Source organism: Rhizobium sp. N122 (assembly GCF_002211295.1).
Lineage (GTDB): Bacteria > Pseudomonadota > Alphaproteobacteria > Rhizobiales > Rhizobiaceae > Rhizobium.
Genome location: NZ_LOKU01000032.1, coordinates 1 through 14,176, shown reverse-complemented (window position 1 = coordinate 14,176; position 14,176 = coordinate 1). Strand labels below are relative to the sequence as shown.

Here is a 14,176-nt window from a genome sequence, read left to right as displayed (position 1 = left end):
TCGGCCGCTCGCACTCCAGCGCGGGATCTGAAGCATGTCGATAGATCCGATCGGTTTCATCGTTCTGCTGCTTGGCGTGCTCAGCATGCTCAACGGCGCGCGCTTTGCCATCACCGCCCTTTGCCTCTCGACGCTGCTCGGAGCCGCAGCGGCTCTGCAACTGCCGGCTCTCGGCGGCAGCAGCATCCAGCCGAGCCACCTTCTGGTGCTCTTTCTCGTCATGACGGCCCTGCTGCGCCCGCTGCAGACGCAGGCGATGCTCGCCAGCATCGCCTATCCGGGGCCTGGCTTCTGGTTTGCCTGCTACATCCTGTTCTCCGTGGTGTCGTCCTTCTTCCTGCCCCGTATCTTTGCCGGCGCCACCCTCGTTTACTCCTCCGCCAGAGATCCCTCGGGCATGATGTCGACGATTGCGGCGCCACTGGCTCCGGGCTCGTCCAATCTGAGCCAGTCCGTCTATCTGCTCGGCGACCTCGCCTGCTTCGCCGTCGTCGCCGGACTTGCGCGGCTCGGATATGGCCGCTTCATCGCGCAGCAGCTGATCCTGGCATCGATCGCGTGTTTTGCCTTCGCGCTGATCGACCTCGCAACGTTCCAGATCGGCCAGGCCGATGTGCTCGATATCATCAGAAATGCGAATTATACGATGCATACGGCCGAGACCATCCACGGCTTCAAGCGCATCGTCGGCCCCTTTCCCGAAGCCAGCATGTACGGCGCTGTCGCACTGGCTTATTTCGCCTTCACGCTCATGCTTTGGCTGGAGCGCGTCCAAGGCCGCATGGCGGGGTTGGCAACGCTTCTGATCGTCCCCACCATCGTGCTCTGCACCTCGACAACCGCCTATGTCGCGGGCGCCTTTATTGTCTGCATGTTCGTGCTGTTCTGCCTGAAACGCCTGGTCGGTGGTCCCGCCACGACCCCGCACGTGGCGTTCCTTGCGATCACTCTGTTCTTCATTCCCTGCGCCATCACGGCGCTCAGCCTTGTCCCCGATGCATGGAATTCCATCGCCGGCCTCCTGACCACCACGGTATCGGACAAGCTCCAATCGCAGTCCGGCGAAGAGCGCACCGCCTGGAACACACTGGCATTGATCGCATTCGTCGACACCGCCACTTTCGGCGCTGGACTGGGCACGGTTCGCGCCTCCAGTTTCATCGCCGCATTGCTGTCTAATGTCGGATTGACCGGCACCGTCCTGTTCGCTCTCTTCACCTACAGCCTGGTAAGGGCACCCGGCCGATACAAATTTGGCGACCGGGAGACCCGCGCGATCGGCACCGCGGCCGTCATGGCATCCCTTGCACAGATCGGCTCCGCGGCGATATCAGGCAGCGGCACGGATCTCGGCTTGCTGTTCAGCACCTCGGCGGGCCTGGCCGCCGGCTGCCTGGCCGGACCTTATGTCCCGCGGTATCGGGCAGTCTCATCGCCTGCGAACCAGCGCCTGGAGGCATCGGCATCTCGAATGAGAGCGCCGATGTTTTCAACGCCATGACGCCCGCTCAAGACTTTCGTGATGGATGGCAGCCTGGCGCAGTCTCGATATCAGCCTTGCTGGCGCTCGCTGGCGGCAGAGACATTGTCTGCAGAATTGCTCTCCCGCAGTCTGGCATTGCGCCGCAGCAGCCCCGACAGGAAGACGCTCGTCAGATAGCCGATCTCCATCAGCACGAGGATAGCGATAGCGGATCCGATCGCCGCAACCGCGGAGGACCCATCCACGAAAACCACGCCGCCGAAGCCGATGGCCACAAGGAATGCAAAGACAGCGAAAGCCCAGGCGCGGATGCAAGCACCGGCAGCTATCGAAATCACGGCGGCGATCAGCGCTGTGATCAGCATGCAAACACCTCTTCTGTCTGCGCCCCGCCCCCCATTGTCCTGCCAGGGAAGAAGATATCGAAACGCAGCCGCATCGCAGGCAGGGCATTCTTCATGGTGAATATCTCAACAATGAAACACACGAAAATCGCCGGCAGCCGGACGCCGACAAGCCAACGGCCGAGACTGCATCTCGGCAATATATACCGGACTGGGCTTTCATACGACAGGCCCTTCGGCTCAATCAACAACAGTTCCCTCGGCTTGGAAGGCCACAGCGATTCATTCCTGTTGCAGACGATCGGAAGGATGAGGACATGAACAATCAGTGCGTCGTCTACGTCACGGATGTCGAATATTCATTTCCGACTATTCTCTCGGCGCTTCAGGCTCGGAAATTTGCAAGCGCCGCGACCGATGTCTGTGTCCTGATGTCGGAACATCTCGATAATTTCGAAGAGCTGAAAGCCCTGCTCGCAGCAAGCGGGGTCGACCTGATCGATGCGACCGAAGCGCTGCAGGATTCGCTCGGCAGGCTCGACGAATCGCATTTCCAGGGACGGATCAGCGTCAGCACCATGGCCAAGCTGGTCCTTTGCGAGATCCTGCCGGCCAACTATACCCAGATCATCTACCTTGATGGGGACACGCAGATCGTCAGCGATCTCGGCAGGCTCGAAAATGCCGTTGTGCCCGAGGGCAGGTTTTTCGCGGCGCGTGACTACACGGCGATCCATGATTTCCTCAACACCGGAAAGAGCAGCCACTATTTCAACGCGGGCGTCTTGAAATTCCACCGCAACGGCTGGATCGGACAGGAGGCGCTTGCGCTTTTTGCTAGAAATCCCGAAGCCTGCGAGGGCAAACATGATCAGGGCGCATTAAATTATGTCTGCGGCTCATCGCTCATCCTCGTGTCGAACCGCTGGAACTTTCCCAAACAGTTCCTTCATCTGGTCAACATGTCCTCCTTGTCGATCGTCCATTATATGGCGCATCCGAAACCGTGGCACGGCACCTTCTTTCCCTGGACCGATAGGGAAAGCCAAGTCTATGTCGATCTGCGCAAAGCGCATCCGATTTACAGCTCGCTGTATCGCGGAATAAGCCTCGATCGTAAGCTCCTCTATAAATACCGGTCGGTGCGGGCGCGCATCAAACACGCAATCGAGCAGGACGGGCCCAGTCCCCGGGTCCAGAGCCTGCTGGTTGGAGACTACGCCGTGTGATCCATTGTCACCCGCCTGAGGATGAATCTCCGCGTGACTGAACTCGGCATCGCGGTCGACCCTTGGAGTGCAGGCGGAAGCGCAACGAATGTTCAGGACAGACTATGAGTTATAGGGCTTCCGCCGCCAGTATCTCGCATTACGCAAAAGCCCGCCTGCGCCGCTCGCTCAAGGCTCGGCAGGTTCGCTACGACCTGCTGCGCAGCGGGCTCAAGCAGGCGCGTCATGTTGTCATCTGCGTCATCCGCGACGAGGGGCATCGGCTGGCATTCTTCCTGCAGTATTATCGCGATCTCGGCTTCGAGCACTTCATCTGCATCGACAACGGCTCCACCGATGGCACGGCCGAGCTGCTGTCCGGCTTCGACGACGTCTCCCTTCTTTCTGCCCACGGATCCTACAAAGCGGCGAGATTCGGGAATGACTGGATCAACGAAGTCATCAACCGGCACTGCCAGGAGAAATGGGTTCTTTATGTCGACGCCGACGAGTTCCTGGTCTATCCGCATTGCGACACGCGGCCGATCGATCAACTGACCGCCTATATCGATTCCACCGGCGGCCGTTCGCTGCGCTCGGTAATGATCGACATGTACAGCCGGCATCCCGTTCTCGAAAACATTTGCGAACCCGGCCGAAATCCGCTTGAGGTCTGCGATCTCTTCGACCGATCCGGCTATGTCGCGCATTTCGACGAACGCAACGGGACGATATGGATCAAGGGCGGCGTTCGTGGGCGGGTCTATTTCCACGACCGGCTCTGGGACGGCCCCGCGCTCAATAAGATACCTCTCGTCTATATCGAGGGTGAACGTCTTTTTCTCAAATCATCGCACCAGGTCTGGCCGCTCTCCCTGAATTTGGGCGACATGCGCGGAGCGCTCGGCGTGTCCGGCGCGCTTCTGCATTTCAAGTTTCTGTCGAGCTTCGTGCACAAGGTTGCCGATGCGGCGCACCGATCCCAACATACGGAGGAGTATGCCGTATATTCCTCGAGCAAGGATAAGGATGACTTCGTCTGCGACGATTCCGGCACCTACAGAAGTTGGAAGGATCTCTCCGATCACGGGCTCATTCAGGGTGAGGGCTGGAAATACTGGAGGAATGCGTCCGAAACCGAAGTCTAAAGCGCGTCGCACAAAACCCGCCGGCGGCGGGTTTTGTTGAGGCTTTCGCTGCTGCATTCTTTCGTCGAGGCGGCTCTTAAGCAAGAGCCTCCACACCATCGGCATAAGCTTCCAGCGCCTTCCGATTGAGAATGCGGATTTTGCCCTGTGTGCCGTCCACCACTTTGCTCTCGCGCAAACGCCGCAGGCACTGATTGACCTTTTCGCGCGACGCCGGCAGCGTCGCCGCCAGGTCATGTTGGGAGATGAGCAGCTCATCGCCGCTGTGTTGCGCATCCACTTTGTACAAGGCGGAAAGGCGCAGCAGCGTCCGGGCCAATCTCTGCCTTAGGCTCGATCCGGCGTTGGAAATGATCCGCAGCTCGAGTTCGGAAACACGCGCCAGCGCCTTCGACAGGATCTTCACCTGAAATTGCGGATCGTTTGCACACAGGTCCCGCAGCAGACGACCATCGAAGTAATGCAATTCGCAGTCCGCTGAGGCCCGATATTCCAGGCTGAGCGACTGCTTGCGCAGCACTTCCAATTCGCCGATCAAGCCGCCTTTTGGAATGATTTCCACGATGAACTCTCGCCCATCCGCAAGCGGGGTGCTTGCGCTCACCATTCCGCGCTGCACACGGGCAAACATGTCGATGGCGTCACCGGCGCCGGCAATAATCTCGCCGCGGCGAAACTTCCGAACACTCGAACGGCAAAACGGGAACTCGTGATCCAAATCCCCCCGGCCGCCATATAGAATACCTACCGCCCCGCAAGTAACCGCTTCGCCTATTCGCGCCGCGCTTCCGCCAGTCTTGTTATCTTTGATGCTAATCGCCCCGTCCATACGCGCAACTCCACGCAGGCTAATTCGTTTATTATCGCCAGAGACATTCGTAATTCGTTAAATTAGAAAGTCAAATAGTAATAACATAAAAATCATATTCTAATTTATACATAAATCATGACGACTGCTCATATTTATATATCACGAAATCCATATTGAATTCTACAGGATACAACCGTTTAAAGGTACAATTGGATTTTTATACGATTTGTGACAATTGTCCAATTGCAGAATAAATCTCTAGAAAAGAAGCTTAACATGGAAATCCATATTAATATTAGTAACATTTCGTTTACGTGTTGCACTATGCGAATAAAAGCTTAGAAAGATGAAATAAAAACTTCAGGTAATAAATAATTTATTCACCACTATGACCTGGGTCACAGACATCAGACTTATATTAAAACAAGCTTTGGCTGTTGTTTCTGGGATTCGCCCAACGGAGACGCGGATGACGGGAAAAAATCAGGGCATCAACCCAACTGAACCTCGGCGGGATTGCACCGGGGCGCAAAAACAAGGGCGTCCCTTCTATTCGTCAAAATTCCATAAGATCAGCAGAATTCTGAAGCGTGCATTGGACATCATCCTTGCGGCGTCTCTCCTATTCCTTCTGTCGCCGCTCTTTCTATCGGTAGCCTTCATTATAATGCTCAGCGATCGGGGTGCCATTTTCACTGCCGATCGGCGGATCGGCTATGGGGGAAAGGAGTTCGGTTGCCTGAAGTTTCGGACGACGGGAGCCGACGCAACGGCCAACTCGCCTGTGACTGTCGTCGGCGACATCGTGACGCGGTCGAACCTCGAGAAGCTTCCGCAACTGATCAACGTGCTGCTTGGGCAAATGAGCCTCGTCGGGCCCTGCGCCATTCCCAAAGAAGAGCTGCCACGTTACGGCGAATATGCCTATGCCTACATCGCGGTCCGTCCTGGCCTCACCGGCCATTGGCAGATCAGCGAAGGCGTCAATTATCAGAACAGAGTTTCACTCGACGTCGAGTATCTGTGTAAATGGACGCTCGCCTTGGATTTCGTGATCATGGCAAAGGCGCTGGCAGCCTTGCTTTCCCGGCATGCCTTATTGCCCAAAATGGACGCATAGGGTCGTTTCGGTTTTCCCGATACGCGCAGCGGCCGCATCCTGCCCTGTCCGCCCCGGCCTTATCCGTGGGGACGCTTGCCGGTCATATGAGAACGCTCTGGGATCGAGTTTTTTCTTCGGCGCCTTTGGATATGCCCCCACAACGAATAGGCAAATAGACCTGCCAGATAGCTTACTTCCATCAGGACGAGCGCTTCGAGGCAGTAGACGATCGCTTCCGAAAAGGAAGAGCCTTTCAGCAGGATCATCGCACCCCAGGCAACGATCAGCAGAAATGTAAAGATTGCAAAGGCCGAGGCGCGTATGGTCGCTCCGGCGGCGATCGAGACGGCAACCACGATAAGAGCACTCTTCAGCATAAGTCTGCCCCTCTCTCCACGCCTCCTTCAAGCCGCCGTCTGCCCTCAATGACATGACAAAGCCCAAAGTCGAAACGAAGTCCGATCAAAGTATTTTATCGATTATTGTTAAAATATTGCTAAGATCCGCCCAGTAAGCCGACCGACCCAAGCGCAGAATATTCGGCTATTCATCCGGTAGGGCCGTTCTATCGTCCAAAACCAAGAGATGCTTGAAGCACGTCGGAAGATCTAGTGCGTCTCATCAGGAGGTCTGCAGCGTATAGCGCCTATGCACGCGCGATGATCCAATGGCGCTTGCCGGCCAAGCACGAGATGGCGCCGGCATCCGTGATGTGCGGCAAGACTGCTCCACGCCCAGCCTTCGCAACAGACGGATGTTCCTCTTCGGCAGTCGCCACGCTTCAACGACACAAGGCTCGCCGGTGATCGGCGAGCCTTGCTGATGTTCGTGGCGATTGGGCACGATGGAATTGCCGGCATCGAGGCCGTTGTCGATGAGCCTATTTCGAGACTGCGGCGGCCAATTGCCGTTTTGCGCCGCGCTGGAGGCTGAGGCTTTCAAGCCAGGTGACCTGTTTCCTCAATTTCAACGCCGGTTTTTCGATGAATCTCCACGAGAAGGCGGCAAAGCAGGTGGCAACGATGCTGCAGACAATACCATTCAACCACCAGTTATGCGCCCAGGGCCCAAGCGCTACGAACGCCTGTTGAATGGGATAGCCATAGAGGAAGACGCCGTAGGAATAGTCAGCACCATTGAGAATGCCGAGCTTGCGGGGGGAGGTCAGGCCGAGGAAGACCGTCACATATCCCATTGCCGGAATGGCAATGAAATCCCCAAGGGAAGAAAACCAGTAGGCCCATAATATGATTGCCACCGAGGCAAGGAAAATTCTTACATCCCACAGAACCTTGTCCTTGTAGAGATAGAAGGTCACCCCCACCAGAAACGCACAGATGAGTAGATTGCCTGACGCGGTCGTCGGCATCGTTGCCCAATCGCTCTCATGTTTCCAATACCTTACAATGCCGAAGCCGATGATCAAAGCCGGCGTTGCGATAAGGGCGATCACCCGCCGCCTGACCACGCCGAGCAGAAACAGGGCGGCAATGGCGGCATAGCACTCGAGCTCGAAGGGCACCGTCCAGAGTTGCCCGTTCACCATCGCGGCGTCGGGATTATCCAGGAATACGCCGGGCAGATTGAAGTGGATGTGGCCGGTGACATTCAGCAGATAGGTAAAGAACTGGGGATCGGTGAAATAGTCACGCAGGTCATACTCTGTATAGATCGCTCCGAGTATAAAGGCAGCCAGCAATACCTCCACCGCAAGAGCAGGGTAGATCCGGATAAATCGGTTACCGAGAAAGGAGATCAATGTCTTCGACCGTTCAAGACTGCCAGCCACCAGGAATCCGCTCAGGACGAAGAACATGGGCAGCACTGATTTGATGACGGGACGGAAGGGGGACTCCCAGAGAAACAGGTCATCGCCGTACGTGACGCGGGCCGTATGTATCCAGAGCACTGAGAAGGCTAACAGCAATCGCATGTAGTCGAATCCTGTCGGTCGCCCTTTTGCTAGATCAAGTTTTTCGCCGAGAAACATCTGTGGCCCTTTCAGAAGTATTGGCTCGATTTGGAACTGCAAACTGTTGCCGCGAAGCGGCGGCGGCATCATTGCCGGGTCGGGGCCACGTGTCAGTGACCAGAGGTACATCAGGAAGAAATTGAACGAGAGAGCGCCCCTCTCCCGAAGATGAGACCGCTGACCATCAACCCAATGGCCCTGCGCTTCCCGAGGCGCCATGCGACGGTCGGAGCTGAAACAGGCGATCGGGCGGCGGATTGGATGAGGAAACCATGAAATTTCTGGCCACCCTGTTTTTTGTTGTGCTCGCCTTTATCGGATTGGGGCTGTTGGGAGGCGGCGCCTTGCTGCTCAGCCTCGGCGGCTCGCCCTATTACGCGATCATCGGACTTGCCTATCTGGCTGCCGCGCTTCTGCTGTGGCGCCGGCAGACATCGGGCGCCCTCATCGTCGTGCTTGTCGCCGTTTTGACACTTCCCTGGGCGCTATGGGAGTCGGGTTTCAATTTCTGGGCGCTTTTTGCGCGTTTGATGTCGCCCATCGCGCTGGCGGGCTTTGCACTCCTCTTTGCGCCGTCGCTTTCGCCGACTGCCAACCGCAGACTCTTCTATGGCGGCACCTTGCTTGCGGCCATCGTGTTCACTGTCGGTTTCGGCCTTGCTTTCACGCCGCATAACCTGATTCGCCCCGCCGCCGGCATCCCCGCCTACAAAACTGCCAAGGGCGACAACTCGCCCTCCGACTGGACATCCTATGGCCGCAACACGGCCGGAGATCGCTACTCCCCGTTCGATCAGATCAACCGCGGCAATGTCGCCAAGCTCGATCTTGCCTGGACATATCGCACCGGGAAAAGCGATGGCGCCGACCAGAACACGCCTCTGCAGATCGGCGACACCGTCTACACCTGCACGCCGACAAATGTCATCGCAGCGCTGGATGCCGATACGGGCAAACCCCGCTGGACCTTCGATCCCAAGGCGACAGCGCCTTACTGGCAACGCTGCCGCGGCCTCGGCTACTACAAGATGCCGCAGGAGGCCCGATCCGCCGACGGTCTTTGCAATGAGCGTCTGGTGCAGACGACGATCGATGCCCGTCTCCTGGAGATCGACAGCAAGACCGGCGCACCCTGCAAGGGCTTCGGAGACAATGGCACCGTGCAGCTTTCCCAGGGCATGGGTGAAGTAAAGTCAGGTTATTATTTCCAGACATCGGCGCCGCTGATTGCCCGCAATCTGATCGTCATCGGAGGCTGGGTCATAGACAATCAGGAGGTTGGCGAACCCTCGGGCGTCATCCGCGCCTTCAATGTCGTCACCGGTGAACTCGAATGGGCATGGGATCTCGGCAATCCCGAGACTACCAAACTCCCGCCGGAGGGGCAGACCTATACACGGGCCACGCCCAACATGTGGACGACGGCCGCATTCGACGACAAGCTCGGCCTCATCTATGCACCGCTCGGCAATACCACGCCGGATTATTACGGCGTCAATCGCCCGGCCTTCGCCGATCAATATAATGCCACCTTGGTAGCGCTCGACGTCACGACGGGACGGGAAAAATGGAAGTTCCAGACCGTGCATCACGATATCTGGGACTATGACCTGCCGGCTCAACCGGTTCTGATCGACCTTCCCGACGGCAACGGCGCCAGGGTCCCTGCTCTCCTGCAGACCACCAAACGCGGCCAGCTTTTCCTGCTCAACCGTCAGACCGGTGCACCGCTTGCCGAGGTTCAGGAGAAGCCGGTGCCGCAGCAAGGCGGCGCGCCGGAAGAGAAATTGTCTCCGACGCAGCCCTATTCCGTCGGCATGCCGACAATCGGTGCAGAACGGGTGACGGAGCAGACCACCTGGGGCCTGACGATGTTCGATCAGCTGGCATGCCGCATCGCCTTTCGAAAGATGCGCTACGACGGCGATTTCACCCCGATCGGCCCGCAATATGCGATTCAGCAGCCGGGGAACCTTGGCGGCCTCAACTGGGGGAGCGTGTCGGTCGATCTGCCCAACAACAGGGTCTTCCTGAACGATATCCGCGTGCCCAGCCTCTTCGCCCTCATTACCCGCGGGGAATATGTCGATTTCGCCCTCACCACCACCGCCCACGGCCCCTCCGCCCCGCAGCGCGGCACACCATACGGCATGGCCACCGAAATGTGGACCTCGAGGCTCCGCGTTCCCTGCACGCAGCCGCCCTTCGGCACCGTCACGGCCGTGGATCTGAATACACGCAAGATCGCATGGCAGGTCCCGGCCGGAACCGCCGAACAACTCGGGCCGTTTAAAATCAAAAGCAACCTGCCGATGCCGATGGGCCTGCCGAGTTATGCCGGCACGTCGGCGACTGCCGGCGGTATCGTCTTCTTCGCCGGCTTCCAGGACTATTATATCCGCGCTTACGATGCTGAGAACGGCAATGAGCTCTGGAAATATCCTCTGCCGGTCGGCTCGAGCGCCACGCCCATGACCTACGTCTCGCCGAAAACCGGCAAGCAATATGTCGTGATCTCGGTTGGCGGAGCGCCATATTCGAAGGACGCCGGCGATTACGTGCTCGCATTTACGCTGAAAGACGAAGAATAGCGCCGCTGCCGCTCACACTGTGTTATTTTGGGTCCGACAAGGAACCTGGGCTACGAGCGTGACGCGAAAACTGGCGGCAATCCTGGTCGCGGATGTGGTCGGCTACAGCCGTCTCGCCGGTGCGGACGAGGACCGCATCCTGGCGCGGCTGCGAACATTGCGCAGCGATCTGGTCGATCCGACCATCGCCGTGCACAATGGCCGCGTCGTCAAGCGCACCGGCGATGGAAGCCTCATCGAGTTTCGCAGTGTCGTCGACGCCGTGCGCTGTGCAATCGAGGTGCAGACTGCCATGGTCGAGCGCAATATCGGCGTGCCTCCCGAGCATCGCATCGAGTTCCGGGTCGGGATCCATCTGGGCGATGTGGTCGAGGAGAGCGACGGCGACTTGATGGGCGACGGCGTCAACATCGCCGCCCGCTTGGAGGGAGTTGCCAGGCCCGGCGCCATTTGTCTCTCCGAAGATGCCTACCGCCAGGTGAGAGCGCGGCTTGATCTCGCCGTGACCGATCTCGGCCAAATCCAACTCAAGAATATCGCCGAGCCGATGCGGGTCTATTTGCTGCAGGTGGGGCCCGCTTCGCAGCCGGTCCCGGCACGGCCGCCGGCCAAGCCGCCCGCAACGAGACCGCCTTCGGCTGCGGCCGTTGCCGACAAACCCTCCATCGCCGTGCTGGCCTTCAACAACATGAGCGGCGACGCCGAACAGGAATATTTCTCCGACGGTATCAGCGAAGACATCATCACCGACCTCTCGAAGCTGTCCGAATTGCACGTGATCGCCCGCAACTCATCCTTCGTCTACAAGAATGTCACAGCCTCGGTGCCTGAGATGGCCAGGGCGCTCGGCGTCCGCTATGTTCTGGAGGGCAGCGTGCGCAAGGCCGGCAACCGCGTGCGTGTCACGGCTCAACTGATCGACGCGAGCAATGGCGGACACATCTGGGCCAGCCGCTTCGACCGCGATCTCACCGACATTTTTGCGGTTCAGGATGAACTGACCCAGGAGATCGTGGCAGCGCTCAAACTGAACCTCACGCATGGCGACCATGATCGTTTGGCCCAAGGGCGCGCCGTCGATGTCAGCGCTTACGAATTGTTGTTGCGCGGGCGCGAGCAGGCGTCGACCCATAGCCGAAGCGGAAACAGAGCCGCCCGCGGCCTGGCAGCGGAGGCTGTCGCCATCGATCCGGACTATGCGGCGGCCCGGGCTCTGATCTCCTTCACGCATGTCCTCGACTACGTCAACGCCTGGAGCGAGGATCCGGAGGGTTCGCTGCGGACCGGGCTGGATCTGGCGCAGCAGACAGTGGATATGGCCGAAGAACAGCCCAATAGCCACTTCGCCCTGGGCATGGCCTGCATGTGGAGCCGCGAACTGGACCGGGCGCGGGCGGAAGTGCTGCGCGGCCTCGCCCTGTCGCCCAACTCCGCCGAACTGCTGATACTGATGGCCCATATCCAGATCTTCTCAGGCGATCCTGCAGGCGCCTTGGAAACGCTCGATGCATCGATGCGGCTTGACCCGCATTATCCGGAAATTCTTTTGCAATTTCTCGCCGATGCGCACTTTTCTCTCGGTGAATATGAGCAGGCGATCACCGCGATCGAGCAACGGCTCGAACAAAACGCGCAATCGGAAACCGCCTATGCGCTGCTCGCGTCATGCTACGGCCATCTCGGCCGGCCGGAGGATGCCCGGCAGGCGTGGGAGAAGGCGCTCCGGATCAATCCGGATTTCTCCATCGAACGCCGCCGCCGCGTCCTCCCTTTCCGAAACCCAGAGGACTTTAACCGCCGCGTCGAAGGGCTGCGCAAGGCGGGACTGATCGTCCCGGATGTCGGTCAACGCTGACAGAAACTGCGGCTCGGACAGATGAGCGGGCAGATCATCGGGCAGTCCAGGCCCGAAATTTCTCGGATCACGCCTCCGACAGGATCATAGCGCCGGCAAGCGCAATTTAGCCGCGCGCGAGGCCCGCTCTCATGCTGAATTGCCGTCGAGCCCATCGATCATCGCAGCCTATCGATGGCCGGGTTTCATTTTTTCCCGTCCGCCAGTGCCTCTTTCCGCCGGCGACGCGGCAGGAGTGATTTGAGGTACCGCCACATCGGCGAGATGACGTAGCCTGCGACCGGAATCGTGATCAACCCGGCGACAATACCGACGATGCCCGCTCCGGTGGCCTCGACGATCCATCGCAGCACGGACGCCAGAACGGGAATGGCATGGGAGACAGCCTCCCCGGCATCATGGATGAGATGCGCGAGGCCGCCCACTCCATAGGCTTCGAGGCCGTGCACGATGATGCCGCCGCCGACCCAGATCATCGCCGCCGTTCCGATAATACCGAGCGCTTTCAGAAAATAAGGCATGCCTGTGACCAGCCCGCGTCCGGCCACGCGCAGGAATGCCCCCATCGGGGACGCCGTCTGCACCCGCGCCATCATCAGGCCCAGATCATCGGCCTTCACGATCAGCGCCACGCCGCCATAGACCATGGCCGTTATGCCCAGCCCCACGACGGCTAGGATGAAGGCCTGCGTGAATAGGCTGCCGGATGGCACCGCGGCGAGCGTAATCGCCATGATTTCGGCCGACAGGATGAAATCGGTCTTAATCGCACCGGCGACCTTCTCGTCTTCGAGGGATTGCGCATCAAGGCTTGTCGTCTCGAGTGCCGATTCATGCGCATGAGCCGCATGCGGCAGGACCAGTGCGTAGATTTTTTCCACGCCCTCGTAGCAGAGAAAAAGTCCGCCGATCATAAGCAGCGGTGTGATCGCCTGTGGCGCGACGAGGCTCAGGATAAGCGCTGCGGGAAGCAGGATCAGAAGCTTGTTCTTCAGCGAACCGACTGCGATCTTACCGATGATCGGCACTTCGCGTGCTGCCGAAAATCCGGTGACGTAGCGGGGTGTGACTGCCGCATCATCGATGACGACGCCTGCCGCTTTCGCGCCCGCCTTGGCTGCCTGGCCGGCAATATCGTCAAGCGAGGCTGCAGCCACCTTGGCCAATGCGGCGATATCATCAAGAAGGGCGATCAAGCCAACACTCATTCAAGCCTCCGTTGGGAAGATAGATTTAGATAGCGAAAAATGGAAAAACCGCCATCCAACGACCTCGAGGCGAGACGTGGCATCCCCGGAGGGAAGATGCCACGCGCAGATCGCAACGGCAATGCCGCCGTTATTCACCCGCATCGGGCTCGGCCCGCCTCCCTGGCGGAGAGCAAGCCTGCCGCTCCCATTTCAGCGAAACCCGTGACAGCCCCAAATTTGCACTCCGCGTCAATGCGGCGGATCAGGATCCGCCCCTTCGCCAGACCCGGGAACGTCAGCTTCCGCAGCTCAATGCGGCAGGCGAGAACGCGATCTCTGCCTCAGAAACGCAAAAGCCCGCCGAGAGGCGGGTTTTTGCGTATTGGCAGTCGAGAATTTGGTTGCGGGATCAGGCTTTGCTGTTTTTCTGTCCCGCTTCGTCGGCTTTGCCTCCTTGCGGTCCCCTGACGAG

At 58.8% G+C, this 14,176-nt stretch carries 11 protein-coding genes; 6 read left to right on the top strand and 5 right to left on the bottom strand.

The window, feature by feature from the left end:
* Positions 1-34 precede the first annotated feature (34 nt).
* The gene (locus tag ATY75_RS21200; protein ID WP_088939071.1) at positions 35-1,501 is read left to right on the top strand and encodes a hypothetical protein; all 1,467 of its coding nucleotides are present in this window, start codon (positions 35-37) and stop codon (positions 1,499-1,501) included.
* A 50-nt stretch (positions 1,502-1,551) separates the two neighbouring features.
* Here ATY75_RS21200 and ATY75_RS21195 read toward each other — a convergent pair whose 3' ends face one another.
* Entirely contained in the window at positions 1,552-1,848 is a 297-nt protein-coding gene (locus tag ATY75_RS21195; RefSeq protein ID WP_088939070.1) for a hypothetical protein, read from the bottom strand.
* A gap of 296 nt (positions 1,849-2,144) precedes the next feature.
* Between ATY75_RS21195 and ATY75_RS21185 the strand changes: the two genes are divergently transcribed.
* Together ATY75_RS21185 and ATY75_RS21180 are read left to right on the top strand one after the other, a co-directional pair.
* On the top strand, positions 2,145-3,056 hold the full coding sequence (locus ATY75_RS21185; RefSeq protein ID WP_088939068.1) for a glycosyltransferase: 912 nt from the start codon (positions 2,145-2,147) through the stop codon (positions 3,054-3,056).
* Between the two features lie 104 nt (positions 3,057-3,160).
* Positions 3,161-4,183 (top strand): glycosyltransferase family 2 protein, encoded by a 1,023-nt coding sequence (locus tag ATY75_RS21180; protein ID WP_088939067.1) that lies wholly within the window; start codon positions 3,161-3,163, stop codon positions 4,181-4,183.
* 76 nt (positions 4,184-4,259) lie between these two features.
* On the opposite strand, the gene ATY75_RS21175 is transcribed toward ATY75_RS21180, so the two are convergent.
* Positions 4,260-5,012 (bottom strand): Crp/Fnr family transcriptional regulator, encoded by a 753-nt coding sequence (locus ATY75_RS21175; RefSeq protein WP_088939066.1) that lies wholly within the window; start codon positions 5,010-5,012, stop codon positions 4,260-4,262.
* A gap of 451 nt (positions 5,013-5,463) precedes the next feature.
* Between ATY75_RS21175 and ATY75_RS21170 the strand changes: the two genes are divergently transcribed.
* The gene (locus tag ATY75_RS21170; protein WP_088939065.1) at positions 5,464-6,114 is read left to right on the top strand and encodes a sugar transferase; all 651 of its coding nucleotides are present in this window, start codon (positions 5,464-5,466) and stop codon (positions 6,112-6,114) included.
* A 59-nt stretch (positions 6,115-6,173) separates the two neighbouring features.
* Here ATY75_RS21170 and ATY75_RS21165 read toward each other — a convergent pair whose 3' ends face one another.
* Positions 6,174-6,473: a hypothetical protein gene (locus ATY75_RS21165; protein ID WP_088939064.1), complete on the bottom strand. Its 300-nt coding sequence runs from the start codon at positions 6,471-6,473 to the stop codon at positions 6,174-6,176.
* Between the two features lie 503 nt (positions 6,474-6,976).
* Entirely contained in the window at positions 6,977-8,197 is a 1,221-nt protein-coding gene (locus ATY75_RS21160) for an acyltransferase (RefSeq protein ID WP_190241399.1), read from the bottom strand.
* Positions 8,198-8,340: 143 nt separating this feature from the next.
* On the opposite strand from ATY75_RS21160, the gene ATY75_RS21155 reads away from it, so the two are divergent.
* Entirely contained in the window at positions 8,341-10,659 is a 2,319-nt protein-coding gene (locus tag ATY75_RS21155; protein ID WP_088939063.1) for a membrane-bound PQQ-dependent dehydrogenase, glucose/quinate/shikimate family, read from the top strand.
* 58 nt (positions 10,660-10,717) lie between these two features.
* Positions 10,718-12,514 (top strand): adenylate/guanylate cyclase domain-containing protein, encoded by a 1,797-nt coding sequence (locus tag ATY75_RS21150; protein WP_088939062.1) that lies wholly within the window; start codon positions 10,718-10,720, stop codon positions 12,512-12,514.
* 185 nt (positions 12,515-12,699) lie between these two features.
* Here the strand turns inward: ATY75_RS21150 and ATY75_RS21145 are convergent, their stop codons facing one another.
* Positions 12,700-13,722: a DUF808 domain-containing protein gene (locus tag ATY75_RS21145; RefSeq protein ID WP_088939061.1), complete on the bottom strand. Its 1,023-nt coding sequence runs from the start codon at positions 13,720-13,722 to the stop codon at positions 12,700-12,702.
* Positions 13,723-14,176 lie beyond the last annotated feature (454 nt).